The organism is Lacinutrix gracilariae, assembly GCF_042684485.1.
Taxonomy (GTDB): Bacteria; Bacteroidota; Bacteroidia; order Flavobacteriales; family Flavobacteriaceae; genus Oceanihabitans; species Oceanihabitans gracilariae.
This window is the reverse complement of sequence record NZ_JBHULM010000011.1, coordinates 514,240-533,488: the sequence shown is the minus strand read 5'-3', so window position 1 is coordinate 533,488 and position 19,249 is coordinate 514,240. Positions and strand designations below refer to the sequence as shown.

The following is a 19,249-nucleotide window of genomic DNA, read 5'->3' as shown; positions in this document are numbered from 1 at the left end:
TATAGTTTAAAAAATACATAAACTATACTGTTTTACTTTTTAAGTAAAATAGCAGGATATTTGTAATAAAAAATAGCAAGTTTAAACATTCATGAAGTAAGCTATTTTCATATAAATACAGGCATAAAAAAAGCGACCATTGGTCGCTTTTAAATTTAATTTTAAAGTTCTTTTTTTATTTTAGGTTTAAAAATAAAAGCATTCGGAAACTTTTTTTTCACTTCCAATAAAGCCTTATCTGCTTCTAATCTACTTTTAAAACTTCCAACCCAAATCTTATAATTAGGTGTTTCATATACTAACTTACTAGACCATTGTGCGTAAGCATTTTTAAAATCATCTTGTTGTGTTTCTGCAGCACCTCTTCTGCCAGAAAATATTTGTATTTTATATCTATCACTAGCATCTTCATTAGTATTAATTTCTTTTTTTAATTCTAATAAACGAGTGATTTCTTCATCTTGATGTATACTAACAGTGCCTTGTTGTGCATTGCAAACAGTTGTTATTACTAAAGTTATAATGGTTATAAGTAACGCTTGTTTTGTTTTTAATAATTTCATTTTCAAATATATTTAATGCAAATGTATAGGTTATAAACGAAATAGTTAAGTGTTTTCTTATTTAGAATTTCTCTAAATTAGCAATTAACAGTTCGCTAACATTTCTAAAATCGACTTTTAATATTACTTTTGCTTGAGATTTTATAACTGTATTTTTTGTTTTAGTAAATGAAAAAACCATACCAAAGTTTAGAAGTTAATTCAACCAATAATATGAAACAGGTGATTCACCGCAAGTTAAGTGCAACAATCTTTCGTTTAAGCTTAGTTTTTTTACTAACATTCTCCATGACGCTTTCTGCTCAAGAAGGCGATCCTGCTAAGGGTAAATCTTTATTTAATGCTAATTGTGCAGCTTGTCATAAGCTAGACAAGAAAATGACAGGTCCTGCTTTACGAAAAGTAGAACAACGTTTGTCTGACGATGAAGGTTTAGATAAAGACTGGATTTATGCTTGGATACGTAATAGTTCAGGAGTAATTAAGTCTGGAGACGCTTATGCAAATAAGGTGTACAACGAGTATGGAGGAGCTGCAATGACTGCTTTTCCACAATTATCAGATGAAGATATTAATAACATTTTAGCTTATACAGCTGAAGAGCCTAAAGCGCCAGCTGCTGCTGTAAATACGCAAGTAGGTGCAACACAAGCATCAGGAAGTGGTGATAGTGTTTCTAATAAATTAATTTTAGGAGCATTAGCTGTCTTGTTTGGTTTGTTAGCATTTGCTTTAATTTTAGTGAATAAGACTTTACGTAAATTTGCTGAAGCTAAAGGTGTAGATGTGGAAACAGAAGACAAAAGCGTTCCGTTATGGAAAGCGTTTGCTCAAAACCAATTCTTAGTATTGGTTTCTGTAATATTCTTATTATTAGCTAGTGCTTATTTTGTTTATGGCTACTTATCACAAGTAGGTGTTGATCAAGGATATCAACCAGTACAGCCAATTCATTTTTCGCATAAAATTCATGCAGGTGATAATGGTATCGATTGTAAATACTGTCACTCTTCTGCAAGAGTTAGTAAAACATCAGGTATACCTTCATTAAATGTTTGTATGAACTGTCACAAATCAGTATACGAATACACAGGAGAAACTTCTGCAGAATATACTAAAGAGTTTTATGATGGTGAAATTCAAAAGCTATATGCTGCTGCAGGATGGAATGATGCAGATCAAAAATATTCAGGAACACCACAACCAGTTAAATGGGTGCGTATTCATAACTTACCAGACTTTGCATACTTTAACCACTCACAACACGTAACTGTTGCAGGATTAGAGTGTCAAACATGTCATGGTCCAGTAGAAGAAATGGAAATTGTATCACAACATGCTCCATTAACAATGGGATGGTGTATTAACTGTCACAGAGAGACTAACGTTAAAGTTAAAGATAACGCGTACTACACTAAAATTCACGAAGAGCTATCTAAAAAATATGGTGTTGAGCAGTTAACTGCTGCACAAATGGGTGGATTAGAATGTGGTAAATGTCATTACTAAACTAGAAGTAGTCATTTCCACGAAAGTGGAAATCTCTTAAAAGGGATTTAAAACTTTAAATAAAATTAATAAGAAGTAATTCAATTATATAATATGTCATCAAACAAGAAATACTGGAAAAGTGTTGAGGAGCTAAACGAAAATAGCTCTATTGTTGAGACGCTAAAACAAAACGAATTTGTAGAAGAAATTCCTACAGACGAATTTTTAGGAGATAAAGACGCATTAGAGTCTTCTTCAACTACTCGTCGTGATTTCTTAAAGTATGTTGGTTTTAGTACAGCTGCAGCATCACTTGCTGCCTGTGAAGGACCAGTTATTAAATCAATTCCTTATGTAGTACAGCCAGAAGAAATTATTCCTGGTGTTGCTAATTACTATGCAACTACTATTGCAAACGGATTTGATTTTGCATCTGTTTTAGTTAAAACTCGCGAAGGTCGTCCTATTAAAATCGAAAACAACGCTATGGCAGTTGCTAACGGTAGCGCTAATGCTAGAGTTAATGCTTCGGTTTTAGGATTGTATGATAGTTTAAGAGTTCAAGGTCCAATGCGTGGCCAAGAAGCTATCTCATGGACAGAACTTGATAATACAATGATGCAAAAACTAGAAGCTCTTAAGGGTTCTGGTAAAGACATTGTGTTATTAACTCAAACTTTTGCAAGTCCGTCAACTTCAAAATTAATTTCAGAGTTTAAAGAAAAATACGGTAACGTTCGTCATGTAGTTTATGATGCTGTTTCAGAATCGGCTGCATTAGATGCTTACCAAGCAAAGTACGGAGAACGTGCTTTAGCAAATTATGATTTCTCTAAAGCAATGACAGTTGTATCTGTTGGCGCAGACTTTTTAGGAGATTGGCAAGGAGGAGGATTTGATTCAGGATATGCTAAGAACAAAATTCCAAATCACGGAAAAATGTCTCGCCATATTCAGTTTGAATCTAATATGTCTTTAACAGGAGCAAATGCAGATAAGCGTGTTCCATTAACACCAACTCAACAAAAAATAGCTTTAGCTAAATTATACTCTTATGTAGTAGGAGGTTCGGTTTCTGGAGATTTGCCAGAAGCATTAGATAAAGCAGTTCGCCAAGCAGCTTCGCAACTTAAAAAAGCGGGAAGTAATGGTGTTGTTGTAACAGGTATACAAGATGTTAATGCACAAACAGTAGTTTTAGAAATAAACGAAGCTTTAAAATCTAAAGCTTTTGATACTACTTCTCCTATATTAACAAGACAAGGAAATGATAAAGCAGTAAGTGCTTTAGTTGCTGATATGAAAGCAGGTAAAGTTGGTGCTTTAATCATGAATGGTGTAAATCCATTATATACATTACCAAATGCTTCAGATTTTGCTGAAGGATTAAAAAATGAAAACTTAATTTCGGTTTGCTTTTCAATGAAAGCTGACGAAACTGCATCTGCATCTACTTATATTGCTGCTGCACCTCACTATTTAGAATCTTGGGGAGATGTAGAAATTAAAAAAGGACATTTTGCTTTAACGCAACCAACTATTCGTCCTTTATTTGATACAAAACAATTTCAAGATGCTTTATTAAAATGGACAGGAAGTGAGCAATCATTTCATGACTATATCAAGCAAACTTGGAAAACAAGTATAGTTAATGGTGGTTCATTTAACAAAGCATTACATGATGGTGTTTTTGTTGGTGCTGCTACAACTGTAGAAGATACTGTTTCTGAATTAGATGAAACAGAAGAAACAACAGTAATGCCTTCTGGTGATGCAGCAAGAGCTTTAGCTGCTTCTGCAAAAACATCAGAATTAGAATTAACCTTATATACTAAAACCGGAATGGGAGATGGTCAACAGGCCAATAACCCATGGTTACAAGAGTTTCCAGATCCTATTACTAGAACAACTTGGGATAACTACTTAACAATGTCTGCTAAAGATGCCGAGAAATTTGGTGTTAAAAACTGGCATGTTGCAACAGGTGGTTTAAACTCTAGTTTAGTTGAATTAACCGTTAATGGTACTACGGAAGTAGTTCCAGTAATTATTCAACCAGGTCAAGCAGTTGGATCTTTAGGAATGTCTTTTGGTTTTGGTCGTAAAAATGGTTTAAAAGAAGAAATGCAAACTGGTAAGAATGCATTCCCTTTTTACCAAGACTTTAATAAGGTACAAAGCAACGTATCTTTAAAAGTAGTTCCTGGTGAACATGAATTTGCTTGTGTACAATTACACAACACATTAATGGGACGTGGAGATATTATTAAAGAAACAACTTTAGAAATCTTTAATACTAAAGATAAATCACACTATAACGCAATACCTGTAGTTTCTTACAACCATGAAGAAATTCCAGTAACTTCTAAAGATGCAGATCTTTGGGATGAGTTTGATCGTTCTATCGGACATCACTTTAACTTATCTATAGACTTAAATGCTTGTACAGGTTGTGGAGCATGTGTAATAGCATGTCACGCTGAAAACAACGTTCCTGTTGTAGGTAAAGAAGAAATAAGACGTAGTCGTGATATGCACTGGTTACGTATTGATAGATATTATTCTTCAGAAGAATCTTTTGCTGGAGATAATGAAAAGAAAGATAATATTTCTGGTTTAAGTAGTTCATTAAGTGAGTTTGGAGAATTAGAACAAGCTTCTGAGAATCCACAAGTTGCTTTTCAACCAGTAATGTGTCAACACTGTAATCACGCACCTTGTGAAACGGTTTGTCCAGTAGCTGCAACCTCTCATGGTCGTCAAGGTCAAAACCATATGGCATATAACCGTTGTGTAGGTACAAGATATTGTGCTAACAACTGTCCGTATAAAGTACGTCGTTTCAACTGGTTCTTGTATAACGAAAATGACGAGTTTGACTATCACATGAATGATGATTTAGGACGTATGGTATTAAATCCAGATGTTGTAGTTCGTTCTCGTGGTGTTATGGAAAAATGTTCTATGTGTATGCAAAAAACACAAAAAACCATTTTAGATGCAAAACGTGATGGTCGTGTAATTAAAGATGGTGAATTCCAAACCGCTTGTTCTGCAGCTTGTAGTAGTGGAGCAATGGTATTTGGAGATATTAACGATAAAGAATCTAAAGTTGCAAAACTTTTAGAAGATAACCGTATGTATCACTTGTTAGAGCACGTTGGGACAAAGCCTAATGTACAATATCAAACAAAAGTGAGAAATACAACAGAAGCATAAAAATTAATTAAGAAACAATTATAAAGCATTATGGCGTCTCATTACGAAGCACCTATTAGAAGACCTTTAGTTACAGGTGAAAAATCATACCACGATGTTACTGTGGATGTGGCAAAGCCTATTGAAGGTAAGGCAAATAAGCAATGGTGGATAGTATTTTCAATTGCATTAGTAGCTTTTCTTTGGGGAATAGGATGTATACTTTACACAGTATCTACAGGTATTGGTACTTGGGGTTTAAACAAGACCGTTGGTTGGGCTTGGGATATTACTAACTTTGTTTGGTGGGTAGGAATTGGTCACGCAGGAACATTAATTTCTGCAGTACTTTTACTATTCCGTCAAAAATGGAGAATGGCAATTAACCGTTCTGCAGAAGCAATGACAATTTTCTCTGTAGTTCAAGCAGGTTTATTTCCAATTATACACATGGGAAGACCTTGGTTAGGATATTGGGTATTACCAATACCAAATCAATTTGGTTCTCTTTGGGTAAACTTTAACTCACCATTACTTTGGGATGTATTTGCAATCTCTACGTATTTATCTGTATCATTAGTTTTCTGGTGGACAGGTTTATTACCAGATTTTGCAATGATTAGAGATAGAGCAGTTAAACCATTCCAAAAGAAAATTTATTCTTTACTAAGTTTTGGTTGGTCTGGTAGAGCAAAAGATTGGCAACGTTTTGAAGAAGTATCTTTAGTACTTGCTGGTTTAGCAACACCTTTAGTACTTTCTGTACATACTATTGTATCTTTTGACTTCGCAACATCAGTTATTCCTGGTTGGCATACAACAATATTCCCTCCATACTTCGTTGCAGGAGCAGTATTCTCAGGATTTGCAATGGTAAACACACTACTTATTATTATGAGAAAAGTGTGTAACTTAGAAGACTATATCACATTACAACACATCGAATTAATGAACATTGTAATCATGATTACAGGTTCTATAGTAGGTGTAGCATATATAACAGAGTTATTTATTGCTTGGTATTCAGGTGTAGAATATGAACAATTTGCATTCTTAAATAGAGCAACTGGACCTTACTGGTGGGCATATTGGGCAATGATGACTTGTAACGTATTCTCTCCACAATTCATGTGGTTTAAGAAACTTAGAACAAGTATCATGTTCTCTTTCTTTATCTCTATTATTGTAAATATAGGAATGTGGTTTGAGCGTTTTGTAATTATTGTAACATCATTACACAGAGATTACTTACCATCATCATGGACAATGTTCTCTCCTACATTTGTAGATATAGGAATATTTATAGGTACTATTGGTTTCTTCTTTGTATTATTCTTATTATACTCTAGAACTTTCCCAGTAATTGCACAAGCAGAGGTTAAAACTATTTTAAAATCTTCAGGTGAACGTTACAAGAAAATTAGAGAAAGAGGAGATAGCTTAGTAGGAACAGGTACAGACGAAAGAACTTCAGGTAAATCTAAAGTTACTTCTAAACCACAAGTAGAAGCAACAAAAGAAACACCTGCTAAAGATAATTCTGAAAGCGTTAATAACCTTTTAGGATCTATCGGAACTTTTGATCCTAATACACAAACACCAGATGATCTTAAAAAGATTAATGGCGTTGGACCTAAAATGGAAGAGGTATTAAATAGTATCGGAATTTATACATTCTTACAAGTAAGTAAGATGACGAACATTGAATATAATTTGTTAGATTCTATTACAGAATCATTCCCAGGAAGAGCAGAACGCGATGATTGGGCAGGACAAGCTAAAAAACTAATAAACTAAAAGTAGCATATGGAAGCTTCAAAAGTAATTCACGCTATTTATACAGACGACGATGTGTTAATGAATGCTGTAAAAGCGGTTAAAGCCGAAAAGCATCACATTGAAGAAATATATACACCTTTTCCAGTTCACGGACTAGACAAGGCAATGGGTTTAGCGCCAACTAGAATAGCAATAACATCTTTTTTATATGGATGTGTAGGTTTAACGGTAGCAATTGTAATGATGAATTTTATTATGATTGAAGATTGGCCTCAAAACATTGGTGGTAAACCAAGTTTTAGTTATATCGAAAACATGCCAGCATTTGTACCTATTATGTTTGAGTTAACGGTATTCTTTGCAGCACACTTAATGGTAATTACTTTTTACTTACGTAGTAAAATGTGGCCATTTAAAAACGCTGAAAATCCAGATCCAAGAACAACAGATGATCATTTCTTAATGGAAATTGCCATTCATGGTAATGAAAAAGAATTAACGACTCTGTTAGAAAAAACAGGTGCTGTAGAACTAAATATTATTGATAAAGAAGATGAACATTAATATGAAGCATTTAATAAAAATATTTGTATTCGTACTTGTAGTAAGTTCCATAGTATCTTGTAAAAAAGATTCTAGACCTAACTATCAATTCATGCCTAACATGTATGAACCTGTACCTTATGAAGCATATGGAGAATCTACTGCTTTTGCAAATGGTGTAGAAGCACAATTACCAGCAGAAGGAACTGTACCAAGAGGATTTACTCCTTTTGAATATGAAAATTCTACAGCTGGTTATGAAGACGCTAAAGCAAATTTACTTAGCCCTTTAAATGCCGATCAATATGATGAAGCAAAAGCGAAAGAGTTATACGAAATTTATTGTGGTATTTGCCATGGTAATAAAGGTAACGGACAAGGTAACTTAGTAAAACGTGAAAAAATACTTGGTATACCTAGTTATGATGATGCTGGTAGAGCAATTAATGCAGGTAGTATTTACCATACTATTTATTATGGTAAAAATGCAATGGGTTCTTATGCTAACCAATTAAACGAACAAGAACGTTGGCAAGTTGTTGCTTATGTTTTACAATTGAAAGCAGATTTAGAAAAATAAGATTAGATAAAGTTTATATATAGATATGTACACATTCTCAAATAAATTAAAGACATTTTCTATCGCACTAATGATTTTAGGATTATTAGGAGTTGGATATGGTTTTATGACCTCTCATAAATCTTTTGAAGACGTTGAAACCATATTAGCTGAAGAAGCTCATCATGGTGGTGGTCATGGCGAAGAAACTGCACATGCAGTAACAGAAAAAGCACATGATGCGCATGCAACAGAAAATACACATGCAAATGATACGCATGGTGCAGAAGCAGGTTCACATGTAGATGAACATAAAAAACACGTAGAACACGTACAACATCAAATAGCTAACAGACCTTGGGCTGCAATATATGTAGCAGCATTCTTTTTTATGATGATTGCTTTAGGTGTATTAGCATTTTATGCAGTACAATGGGCTTCTCAATCTGGTTGGTCTCCTGTTTTATTTAGAGTAATGGAAGGTATCACAGCATACTTGCTTCCAGGTGCTTTAATAGTGGTAGGTGTTGCAGCGGCATCTCACTTTATTGGACATAATAATATCTTTGTTTGGATGGATCCAGAAGTTGTGGCTCATGATAAATTAATTCAAGGTAAATCTGGCTGGTTAAATGTATGGGGCTTCATTATTAGAGGTCTAATATTTATTGGTGGTTGGGTATTATATAGACAATTTTCTCGTAAATTTTCTATAGCGCAAGACAATGCATCAGATAACAAAAACTTTAAAAAGACTTTTCGTATTTCTGCAGCATTCTTAGTATTCTTTTTATACACAGAATCTATGATGTCTTGGGACTGGATTATGAGTGTTGATCCTCACTGGTTCTCAACATTATTTGGATGGTATGTATTAGCAGGAATGATGGTTTGCGGTATTACTGTAATAGCATTTATTTCTTTATACTTAAAATCTAGAGGTTACTTAGAGTTAGTAAATGATAGTCATTTACATGATTTAGCTAAATTTATGTTTGGATTTAGTATTTTCTGGGCTTACTTATGGTTCTCTCAATTCATGTTAATTTGGTATGCAAATATTCCGGAAGAGGTAACATACTTTGTGACTAGAATTAACGACTATACATTACCTTTCTTTGGTATGTTAGTACTAAACTTAGTATTCCCATTCTTAGTATTAATGAATAGCGATTATAAACGTATTCCTTGGTTTGTTGTTATGGCAGGTGTGGTTATCTTAATAGGTCACTATATAGATGTCTTCAACATGATTATGCCAGCAACTGTAGGTGATAGATGGTTTATTGGTATTCCTGAACTTGGAGCATTAAGCTTATTTGCAGGTCTATTCATATACGTAGTATTTACTGCTTTAACAAAAGCACCATTACTAGCAAAACGAAATCCTTTTGTAAAAGAAAGCGAACATTTCCATTATTAATAAAATATAAATAAAGACGAACGACAACAATGACTGCTTTATTAACAATTTTAGTATTAGTATTTATAACAATTGCCATTTGGCAAATGGTTAAAATATTTGATTTAGCTCAAGTAGGTAACTCAAATAGCCAAATAGCAACAGATAAAGATAATAACTTAAACGGTTATTTAATGATTGGTTTCTTAGCCTTCATTTATATAATAACTATCTGGAGTGTTGTAGAATTAGGTGATTTACCATTAATGTCTAACTCAGCATCAGCACATGGTCCTGAAATAGATAATTTAATGACCATTTCTATGATTCTTATTTTTATAGTTCAGGTTATTACACAATTTCTTTTACACTATTTCTCTTTTAAATATAAAGGGGAAAAAGGTAAGAAAGCATTATTCTTTGCAGATAACAATACTTTAGAGTTTATCTGGACAATTATTCCTGTTATTGTATTAGCTGGTTTAATTATCTACGGATTATTTACTTGGTCAAGTATCATGAATGTTAATGAAGATGAAGATCCTTTAGTAGTAGAGTTGTATGCACAACAGTTTAACTGGAAAGCAAGATATGCAGGACAGGATAATACTTTAGGTAAAGCTAATGTTCGTTTAATTGATATTGATAGAGCTAATATTTTAGGTTTAGATGAAGCAGATCCAAATGCACAAGATGATGTAATTACAACAGAATTACATTTACCAGTTGGTCGTCCTGTATTGTTTAAAATGCGTTCGCAAGATGTATTACACTCTGCTTACATGCCACACTTTAGAGCACAAATGAACTGTGTTCCTGGTATGATTACTCAGTTTGGTTTTACTCCAACTGTAACTACAGAAGATATGCGTCAAAATCCAGATATAATTGATAAGGTTACAAACATCAATAATATTAGAGCAGAAAAGAGTAAAGATCTTGTTGCTAAAGGAGAAGATGCTCTAGAAAGATATGATTTTGATTATTTGTTATTATGTAATAAGATTTGTGGTAAATCTCACTACAATATGCAAATGAAAATTATTGTTGAAACTCAAGAGGAATATGACGCTTGGATGAAAGAACAAAAAGTTTTCAAAAACTCACTAATTAACTAAATTTAATAAGACAAAAGAATATTAAATTATGTCAGCACACGCAGATACACACGATCACGAAGCACACGAAGAGCATCACCATAAAGAAACTTTTATCACTAAATATATATTTAGTATAGATCACAAAATGATTGCTAAGCAGTATTTAATTACTGGTACAATCATGGGAGTTATTGGTGTAATCATGTCACTTATGTTTCGTATGCAAATTGCATGGCCAGAAGAGCCTAATGTAATTTTTGAAGCATTATTAGGTAAATGGGCTCCAGGAGGAGTTATGGATGCAGATATCTATCTTGCATTAGTAACTATTCATGGTACTATCATGGTATTCTTTGTACTTACAGCAGGATTAAGTGGTACTTTTAGTAACTTATTAATTCCGTTACAAATTGGTGCAAGAGATATGGCATCAGGTTTCTTAAACATGGTTTCTTACTGGTTATTCTTCTTATCTAGTGTTATTATGTTAATCTCACTTTTTGTTGAAGCAGGACCTGCTGCTGCTGGTTGGACTATTTATCCTCCATTATCTGCATTGCCAATGGCATCAGGTGGATCAGGAATGGGTATGACATTATGGTTAGTAGCTATGGCTATATTTATTGCTTCTTCTTTATTAGGATCATTAAACTATATTGTTACTGTAATTAACTTACGTACAAAAGGAATGTCTATGACTAGACTACCTTTAACTATTTGGGCATTCTTTATTACAGCTGTTATTGGTGTAGTATCATTCCCTGTATTATTATCTGCTGCATTATTATTAATAATGGATAGAAGCTTTGGTACATCATTCTTCTTATCAGATATATTTATTCAAGGTGAAGTATTACACTATCAAGGTGGTTCACCAGTATTATTTGAACACTTATTCTGGTTCTTAGGACACCCAGAAGTATATATTGTAATCTTACCAGCAATGGGATTAGTTTCTGAAATTATGGCAACAAACTCACGTAAACCTATTTTCGGTTATCGTGCTATGATTGCTTCTATTTTAGCAATTGCATTCCTTTCTACTATAGTTTGGGGTCACCACATGTTTGTATCTGGTATGAATCCATTCTTAGGTTCTGTATTTACATTTACAACACTATTAATTGCAATACCTTCAGCGGTAAAAGCTTTTAACTGGATAACCACAATATGGAAAGGTAACATTCAAATGAATCCAGCAATGCTGTTCTCTATAGGATTTGTTTCTACTTTCATAACAGGAGGTTTAACAGGTATTATTCTTGGAGATTCTGCTTTAGATATTAACGTTCACGATACGTATTTTGTAATTGCACACTTCCACTTAGTAATGGGTATATCTGCTCTTTACGGTATGTTTGCAGGTATTTATCACTGGTACCCAAAAATGTTTGGTAGAATGTTAAATAAAAACCTTGGTTATATCCATTTCTGGATTACAGCAATTTGTGCTTATGGTGTATTTTTCCCAATGCATTTTATTGGTATGGCTGGTTTACCAAGACGTTATTATACAAACTCTAACTTCCCACTATTTGATGATTTAGCAAATACTAATGTAATCATTACTATTTTTGCTTTAATTGGTGGAGCAGTACAGTTAATATATTTATATAACTTCTTTAGCAGCATGTTCTTTGGTAAGCGCGCAGTGCAAAATCCATGGAGAGCTACTACTTTAGAGTGGACTACTCCAGTAAAACATGTTCATGGAAACTGGGAAGGAGAAATTCCTCACGTATACAGATGGTCTTATGACTATTCTAAACCAGGTCATGATGAAGATTTCATTCCTCAAAATGTACCTTTAAAAGAAGGTGAAGAAGAACTTCAACACTAAATAAAAACATCCTGAGCTTGGCTTAGGGTCTCAATAAAACTTAAAAGCCTTTCTATTTTTAGAGAGGCTTTTTCATTATATTTGTTTTAGTAATCTACTAAGTTTTTTAAAAGCTTATAGATTTTATTAAATTATAAAAGAAAGTTCTGCCTAGACAGAAAATGCTATGAACGAAAACCTAGATCCCACAGACCAAAATTTTTCTCCGGAAGAATTTGATGTAGAAAAAAAATTAAGACCATTATCTTTTCATGATTTTACTGGTCAAGATCAAGTATTAGAAAATTTACAAATTTTTGTTCAAGCAGCTAATGGTCGTGATGAAGCTTTAGATCATACCCTTTTTCATGGTCCTCCAGGTTTAGGAAAAACCACTTTAGCTCATATACTTGCCAATGAGTTAGAAGTTGGTATAAAAGTTACCTCAGGACCTGTTTTAGATAAACCAGGAGACTTAGCTGGTTTACTTACTAACCTAGAAGAACGTGATGTTTTATTTATAGATGAAATACATCGACTAAGTCCAATAGTAGAAGAATATCTGTATTCTGCTATGGAAGATTATAAAATTGACATCATGATTGAAACAGGACCAAATGCAAGAACGGTTCAAATCAATCTAAACCCATTTACATTAATTGGTGCTACTACGCGTTCTGGGCTTTTAACCGCTCCAATGCGAGCACGTTTTGGTATACAAAGTAGATTACAATATTATAATACCGAATTATTATCTAGTATAGTACAACGTAGTGCACAAATATTAAACGTTGCTATATCTATGGAAGCTGCAGTAGAAATTGCTGGTAGAAGTAGAGGTACACCAAGAATAGCAAATGCTTTACTACGTCGTGTTCGTGATTTTGCACAAATAAAAGGAAACGGAAACATAGATATTGAAATATCTCGTTATGCTTTAGAGGCATTACATGTAGATGCGCATGGATTGGATGAAATGGATAATAAAATATTAACTACTTTAATAGATAAATTTAAAGGTGGTCCAGTAGGTATCACTACTTTAGCTACTGCTGTAAGTGAAAATGCTGAAACTATTGAAGAAGTATATGAGCCATTTCTTATTCAACAAGGTTTTATCATACGTACACCAAGAGGTCGTGAGGTTACAGAATTTGCTTATAAACACTTAAATAAAATAAAAGGTCCTACACAAGGCGGATTATTTTGAAAGGAAGCACATTGAGACTTCAGTAATGTACATTGTGCGCTATTATTTCTAAATTGTTGCTAATCCATAATACAATGTTGAACAATAAAGCGAAACATACTAAAAGTATAAAAGCAGAAGCCAAACGCCTCGGTTTTATGTCTTGTGGTATTAGCAAAGCAACATTTTTAGAAAAAGAAGCACCAAGATTAGAAAACTGGTTAAACCAAAACATGCATGGTACCATGCAGTATATGGAAAACCATTTTGATAAACGTTTAGATCCTACAAAACTAGTAGAAGATTCAAAATCGGTAATATCATTATTACTTAATTATTATCCTTCTAAAACACAAAACACAGAAAGCTATAAGCTATCTAAATACGCATACGGAACCGATTACCACTTTGTAATTAAAGACAAACTAAAACAGCTTTTACAATTTATTCAAGATGAAATTGGTGAAGTTGCAGGACGTGCTTTTGTAGATTCAGCTCCTGTTTTAGATAAAGCTTGGGCAGCAAAGTCAGGTTTAGGTTGGATTGGTAAACACAGCAACCTACTCACACAACAAACAGGGTCTTTCTATTTTATAGCAGAACTCATTGTCGATCTAGACTTAGAATATGATGCTATAACTACAAACCATTGTGGTACTTGTACTGCTTGTATAGACGCTTGCCCAACACAAGCAATTACAGAACCATATGTGGTAGATGGTAGTAAATGCATTTCGTACTTTACTATCGAGTTAAAAGACCAACTCCCAAATAGCATGAAAGGTACTTTTGACGATTGGATGTTTGGTTGTGATGTTTGTCAAGATGTTTGTCCATGGAATAGATTTTCAAAACCACATAACGAACCACTCTTTAATCCGCATCCAGATCTGTTAGAAATGACCAAAAAAGACTGGCAGGAAATAACACAAGAAACTTTTAGTAAAGTATTTAAAAAATCTGCAGTTAAACGTACCAAGTTTTCCGGGTTGCAACGAAACATTAATTTTTTGAAATAAAGGATTATAGCTATGCAAGCTATTTTGTTCGAGTTACCAAATTAAAAAAAATCGAAATAAATGTAGTTAATTTTGAAAGGTTTGAAGTTTGATCTCGACTACTATGGATTAATTAACAAAAAGAAAGCAAAAAATGAGAATCCCTTTTAACCTTCTAGGTTTATTTTTAGTATTAAATCTTGTAGCATGTAAAGAAACTACAAATAAAGAAACAGCTGCTAGTACGGAAGTGAAAACAACAGAAGTTGCATATAATATTCCAGATTCTTGGATTCAAGATAGAGTGGCAAAAGCGAATAAAAGATTAAATGCTACTGAAGCAGGTAAAGTGCTATGGAGTGCTATGGAAGCGCATGGTGGATTAGATAAATGGTATGGTAATGGTTATTTGTCATTACGTTTTAATTATGAACCAGTAGATGGTAAAGGAATAAGAGACTCTTACCAAACCATAGATACCTGGAGCAATAAAGCTAGACATAATAGCATTACAGACCCAACATCTATTTTTGGTTGGGATGGTAAAGAAGCTTGGGTAAAAGCAAAAGACAGCACATCCTTTGCTTATGATACGAAATTTTGGGCTTTAACCCCATTGTATTTTTCAGGACATCCGTTTGTTTTAGATGGTGAAGGTGTAAATTTAGAATTATTACCAAAAATCGAATTTCAAGGTGCAACACAAAAAGTAATCAAAGCAACCTACGAAGCTGGTGTAGGTTCTGCTCCAGATGATTATTATATTCTGTACGTAGATGCAAAAACCAATTTAGTATCAGCAATTAAATATATTGTTTCATACCCTAAATACTTTCCAAATGGAGGGCATGCACCAGAAAAAATAACAGTTCTTCAAGGTACAACAACAGTAGACGGAATTGTTTTTGCTAAAGGGTTTAAAACCTACTGGTCTACTAATGATAAAGATGGACTAGGAGAATATATCACTAAAATAAGCGTTAGTGATCTTAGTTTCTCTCCAACTGTAGAAGAGAATTTCTTTTCTAAACCAGAAGGAGCAAAAGTGTTAATGGATTAATTTTAATAACGAATAGTATAATAAAAGCCTTAGTAATACTCCTGTGATTACTAAGGCTTTTTGTTTTATAGCAGAACTCATTGTCGATCTAGACTTAAAATATGATGCTATAACTACAGACCATTGTGGTACTTGTACTACTTGTATAGACGCTTGCCCAACACAAGCAATTACAGAACCATATGTGGTAGATGGTAGTAAATGTATTTCGTACTTTACTATCGAGCTAAAAGAGCAATTGCCAACTAGCATGAAAGGTGCTTTTCAGGATTGGATGTTTGGTTGTGATGTCTGTTAAGATGTTTGTCCATGGAATAGATTTTCAAAACCACAAAGCGAACCACTCTTTAATCTAGATCCAGATCTGTTAGAAATGACCAAAAAAGATTGGCAAGAAATAACACAAGAAACTTTTAGTAAAGTATTTAAAAAATATGCAGTTAAACGTACTAAGTTCTCTAGGTTGCAATAAAACATCAATTTCTTAAAAGATTAGGCTTTCAATTGCAGTATTCTTACATTTGCTAGTTCTATAAACTAATAGAATAGTAATTATGAGCAAGCAAAGTAAACGTAGAGAAGCTTTAGTATATCACGCAAAGCCTTCACCAGGAAAAATTGAAGTAGTACCTACAAAAAAATATACAACACAAAGAGACTTATCTTTAGCATATTCTCCAGGTGTAGCAGAGCCTTGTTTAGAGATTGAAAAAGACAAAAATAATGCCTATAAATATACAGCAAAAGGTAACTTAGTTGCTGTAATTTCTAATGGTACTGCTGTTTTAGGTCTAGGTAATATAGGTCCTGAAGCATCTAAGCCAGTAATGGAAGGAAAAGGACTTCTATTTAAAATATTTGCAGGAATTGATGTTTTTGATATTGAAGTAAACACAGAAAATATTGAAGAATTTATTGCTACAGTTAAAAATATAGCTCCAACTTTTGGAGGTATAAATTTAGAAGATATAAAAGCTCCAGAAGCATTTGAAATTGAAAGACGTTTAAAGGAAGAATTAGATATTCCTGTAATGCATGATGACCAACATGGTACTGCAATTATTTCTGCAGCAGCATTATTAAATGCTCTTGAACTTTCAGAAAAAAAGATAGAAGAAGCTTCTATTGTTGTTAGTGGAGCAGGAGCAGCGGCAATTTCTTGTACGCGTTTATACCAAGCATTTGGTGCAAAACGAGAAAACATTGTAATGCTAGATAGTAAAGGAGTTATTCGTGATGATAGAGATAATTTAACTTCACAAAAAGCCGAGTTTGCTACACATAGAAAGATAGATACATTACAAGAAGCAATGCAAGATGCAGATGTGTTTATAGGTTTATCTACTGCAGATATTGTGACTCCAGAAATGTTAAAAGTCATGGCCAAAAACCCTATAGTTTTTGCAATGGCTAATCCAGATCCAGAAATTAAATACCAACTAGCTAAAGATACTAGAGATGATATTATTATGGCAACTGGTAGAAGTGACCATCCTAATCAAGTGAATAATGTATTAGGTTTTCCTTTTATTTTTAGAGGTGCTTTAGATGTTCGTGCAACAGGAATTAATGAAGCAATGAAAATGGCAGCAGTTAAAGCGCTAGCCGATTTAGCTAAAGAACCAGTACCTGAGCAAGTAAATATTGCTTATGGCGAAACTAGATTAACATTTAGTAAAGAATATATTATACCTAAACCATTTGATCCTCGATTAATTGCAACCGTTCCTCCTGCTGTAGCTAAAGCTGCAATGGAAAGTGGTATTGCAAAAGAACCTATTGAAGATTGGCAAAAATATGAAGACGAACTATTAGAGCGTTTAGGTAGCGATAATAAAATTGTTAGACTCTTACTTAACAGAGCTAGAACCAACCCAAAACGCGTGGTTTTTGCAGAAGCAGACCAATTAGATGTTTTAAAAGCAGCACAAATTGTTTATGAAGAAGGTATTGCTATACCAATTCTTTTAGGAAGAAAAGACGAAATTGAAAGACTAAAAGAAGAAATAGAGTTTGATGCAGATGTTTCTATTATCGATCCAAAATCAGATGAAGAATTAGAAAGAAAAAACAGATATGCCGAAGCGTATTGGAAACAAAGAAAACGTAGAGGTGTTACTATATATTCTTCTCAAAAAATCATGCGTGAGCGTAATTATTTTGCTGCAATGATGGTTAATGAAGGTGATGCAGATGCACTTATTTCTGGGTATTCTAGAAGTTATCCTTCGGTTGTAAAACCAATGCTAGAGCTTATTGGTATGGCACCAGGAACAACTCGTGTTGCAACTACAAATTTAATGATGACTAAAAAAAGAGGTCCTTTGTTTTTAAGTGACACCTCTATTAATATAGATCCTACTGCAAAAGACTTAGCCATTATTGCTAAAATGACTGCTAGAATTGTAAAAATGTTTGGTATGGATCCTGTTATGGCAATGACTAGTTATTCTAACTTTGGTTCTTCTACTAATGATAAAGCTTCAAAAGTAAGAGAGGCTGTTTCTAAACTTCATAAAGCATATCCAGATATGGTTGTAGATGGTGAGTTACAAACAGATTTTGCATTAGATAGTGAAAAAATAAAACAGATTTTTCCGTTTTCAAAATTAGCAGGAAAAAAAGTAAATACCTTAATTTTTCCTAATCTTGACGCTGCTAATATTACCTATAAACTACTTAAGGTGCTTAATAAAGCAGATTCTATAGGACCAATTATGATGGGTATGCGCAAACCAGTTCATATTCTTCAATTAGGTGCAAGTGTAGATGAAATTGTAAATATGGCTGCAATTGCTGTAATTGATGCACAAGAAAAAGAAAAATGGGAAGCAAAAAAAAAGAACAAAGCCAGTAACTAATTCGTGTTTTATCGATTAAAATTAACATTTCATTATGATTTAACATATCGCAATGGAAATGCACAATAATTTTATTACATTTGAGAGTTTAACGCGAAGTTTACATGATTACACATATACAAGGAAAATTAGTAGAAAAAAGGCCAACAGATGTGGTTATAGATTGCAATGGTATTGGTTATTTACTTAATATTTCTTTACATACATACTCACAAATTCCTGATCAAGAAAACCTGAAACTGTATACATATCTTCAAGTTAAAGAAGATTCGCATACACTTTTCGGGTTTTCTTCTTTAGCAGAAAGAGAAATGTTTAAACTTCTTATTTCTGTTAGTGGTATTGGCGCAAATATAGCCAGAACCATGCTGTCTTCATTAACACCAAAACAAGTTAGAGAAGGAATTGCCGTTGGAGATGTTGCTTTAATTCAATCTATTAAAGGAATTGGAGCCAAAACAGCACAACGTGTTATTCTTGATTTAAAAGATAAAGTGTTAAAAATCTATGATATTGATGAAGTTTCAATTGCAAAAAGCAATACAAGTAAAGATGAAGCGTTATCAGCATTAGAAGTTCTTGGTTTTAATAAAAAACAGGCAGAACGTGTGATAGATAAAGTGATTGCAACACAACCAGAAGCAAACGTTGAAGAAATTATAAAGCAAGCTTTAAAAAATTTATAAT

At 33.3% G+C, this 19,249-nt stretch carries 14 protein-coding genes and 1 pseudogene; 14 read left to right on the top strand and 1 reads right to left on the bottom strand.

All coding sequences use genetic code 11. The annotated features are described in order from the left end of the window. Positions 1-161: 161 nt before the first annotated feature. Positions 162-563, bottom strand: coding sequence for an SPOR domain-containing protein (locus tag ACFSSB_RS09500; protein ID WP_379903549.1), 402 nt, complete (start codon positions 561-563; stop codon positions 162-164). A gap of 213 nt (positions 564-776) precedes the next feature. On the opposite strand from ACFSSB_RS09500, the gene ACFSSB_RS09495 reads away from it, so the two are divergent. The 14 genes and pseudogenes from ACFSSB_RS09495 to ruvA all read left to right on the top strand — a co-directional run bounded on the left by ACFSSB_RS09495 (position 777) and on the right by ruvA (position 19,248). Further along, complete coding sequence (locus ACFSSB_RS09495) at positions 777-2,072, top strand: cytochrome c3 family protein (protein WP_379905673.1); 1,296 nt, start codon at positions 777-779, stop codon at positions 2,070-2,072. A gap of 93 nt (positions 2,073-2,165) precedes the next feature. After that, the gene (locus ACFSSB_RS09490) at positions 2,166-5,273 is read left to right on the top strand and encodes a TAT-variant-translocated molybdopterin oxidoreductase (protein WP_379903547.1); all 3,108 of its coding nucleotides are present in this window, start codon (positions 2,166-2,168) and stop codon (positions 5,271-5,273) included. Positions 5,274-5,303: 30 nt separating this feature from the next. Then, positions 5,304-7,049: an NrfD/PsrC family molybdoenzyme membrane anchor subunit gene (nrfD, locus tag ACFSSB_RS09485; RefSeq protein WP_379903545.1), complete on the top strand. Its 1,746-nt coding sequence runs from the start codon at positions 5,304-5,306 to the stop codon at positions 7,047-7,049. 9 nt (positions 7,050-7,058) lie between these two features. Continuing rightward, on the top strand, positions 7,059-7,595 hold the full coding sequence (locus ACFSSB_RS09480; RefSeq protein WP_379903543.1) for a DUF3341 domain-containing protein: 537 nt from the start codon (positions 7,059-7,061) through the stop codon (positions 7,593-7,595). A 1-nt stretch (position 7,596) separates the two neighbouring features. Beyond that, the gene (locus ACFSSB_RS09475) at positions 7,597-8,154 is read left to right on the top strand and encodes a c-type cytochrome (RefSeq protein ID WP_379903541.1); all 558 of its coding nucleotides are present in this window, start codon (positions 7,597-7,599) and stop codon (positions 8,152-8,154) included. A gap of 25 nt (positions 8,155-8,179) precedes the next feature. Beyond that, complete coding sequence (locus ACFSSB_RS09470; protein ID WP_379903539.1) at positions 8,180-9,556, top strand: quinol:cytochrome C oxidoreductase; 1,377 nt, start codon at positions 8,180-8,182, stop codon at positions 9,554-9,556. Between the two features lie 29 nt (positions 9,557-9,585). Further along, a complete protein-coding gene (locus ACFSSB_RS09465) occupies positions 9,586-10,653 on the top strand; it encodes a cytochrome c oxidase subunit II (protein ID WP_379903537.1) in 1,068 nt (355 codons plus the stop codon). Positions 10,654-10,681: 28 nt separating this feature from the next. Continuing rightward, the gene (locus ACFSSB_RS09460) at positions 10,682-12,475 is read left to right on the top strand and encodes a cytochrome c oxidase subunit I (RefSeq protein WP_379903535.1); all 1,794 of its coding nucleotides are present in this window, start codon (positions 10,682-10,684) and stop codon (positions 12,473-12,475) included. Positions 12,476-12,641: 166 nt separating this feature from the next. Further along, complete coding sequence (gene ruvB, locus ACFSSB_RS09455; RefSeq protein WP_379903533.1) at positions 12,642-13,664, top strand: Holliday junction branch migration DNA helicase RuvB; 1,023 nt, start codon at positions 12,642-12,644, stop codon at positions 13,662-13,664. A 74-nt stretch (positions 13,665-13,738) separates the two neighbouring features. Beyond that, positions 13,739-14,662, top strand: a complete 924-nt coding sequence (gene queG / locus ACFSSB_RS09450) for a tRNA epoxyqueuosine(34) reductase QueG (protein WP_379903531.1) — start codon at positions 13,739-13,741, stop codon at positions 14,660-14,662. 133 nt (positions 14,663-14,795) lie between these two features. Then, a complete protein-coding gene (locus ACFSSB_RS09445) occupies positions 14,796-15,701 on the top strand; it encodes a hypothetical protein (protein ID WP_379903529.1) in 906 nt (301 codons plus the stop codon). 55 nt (positions 15,702-15,756) lie between these two features. Beyond that, positions 15,757-16,173, top strand: a pseudogene (locus tag ACFSSB_RS09440) (epoxyqueuosine reductase); the annotation flags it as partial. Between the two features lie 82 nt (positions 16,174-16,255). Next, entirely contained in the window at positions 16,256-18,562 is a 2,307-nt protein-coding gene (locus tag ACFSSB_RS09435) for an NADP-dependent malic enzyme (RefSeq protein ID WP_379903527.1), read from the top strand. A 104-nt stretch (positions 18,563-18,666) separates the two neighbouring features. Further along, positions 18,667-19,248, top strand: coding sequence for a Holliday junction branch migration protein RuvA (gene ruvA / locus ACFSSB_RS09430; protein WP_379903525.1), 582 nt, complete (start codon positions 18,667-18,669; stop codon positions 19,246-19,248). Position 19,249 lies beyond the last annotated feature (1 nt).

Coding starts and splice junctions, on each gene's coding strand:
- ACFSSB_RS09470 (WP_379903539.1), top strand. CDS start 8,180: ATGTACACATTCTCAAATAAATTAAAGACATTTTCTATCGCACTAATG.
- ACFSSB_RS09480 (WP_379903543.1), top strand. CDS start 7,059: ATGGAAGCTTCAAAAGTAATTCACGCTATTTATACAGACGACGATGTG.
- ACFSSB_RS09460 (WP_379903535.1), top strand. CDS start 10,682: ATGTCAGCACACGCAGATACACACGATCACGAAGCACACGAAGAGCAT.
- ACFSSB_RS09445 (WP_379903529.1), top strand. CDS start 14,796: ATGAGAATCCCTTTTAACCTTCTAGGTTTATTTTTAGTATTAAATCTT.
- ACFSSB_RS09490 (WP_379903547.1), top strand. CDS start 2,166: ATGTCATCAAACAAGAAATACTGGAAAAGTGTTGAGGAGCTAAACGAA.
- ACFSSB_RS09495 (WP_379905673.1), top strand. CDS start 777: ATGAAACAGGTGATTCACCGCAAGTTAAGTGCAACAATCTTTCGTTTA.
- ruvA (WP_379903525.1), top strand. CDS start 18,667: ATGATTACACATATACAAGGAAAATTAGTAGAAAAAAGGCCAACAGAT.
- ACFSSB_RS09435 (WP_379903527.1), top strand. CDS start 16,256: ATGAGCAAGCAAAGTAAACGTAGAGAAGCTTTAGTATATCACGCAAAG.
- ACFSSB_RS09465 (WP_379903537.1), top strand. CDS start 9,586: ATGACTGCTTTATTAACAATTTTAGTATTAGTATTTATAACAATTGCC.
- ACFSSB_RS09475 (WP_379903541.1), top strand. CDS start 7,597: ATGAAGCATTTAATAAAAATATTTGTATTCGTACTTGTAGTAAGTTCC.
- ACFSSB_RS09500 (WP_379903549.1), bottom strand. CDS start 563: ATGAAATTATTAAAAACAAAACAAGCGTTACTTATAACCATTATAACT.
- queG (WP_379903531.1), top strand. CDS start 13,739: ATGTTGAACAATAAAGCGAAACATACTAAAAGTATAAAAGCAGAAGCC.
- ruvB (WP_379903533.1), top strand. CDS start 12,642: ATGAACGAAAACCTAGATCCCACAGACCAAAATTTTTCTCCGGAAGAA.
- nrfD (WP_379903545.1), top strand. CDS start 5,304: ATGGCGTCTCATTACGAAGCACCTATTAGAAGACCTTTAGTTACAGGT.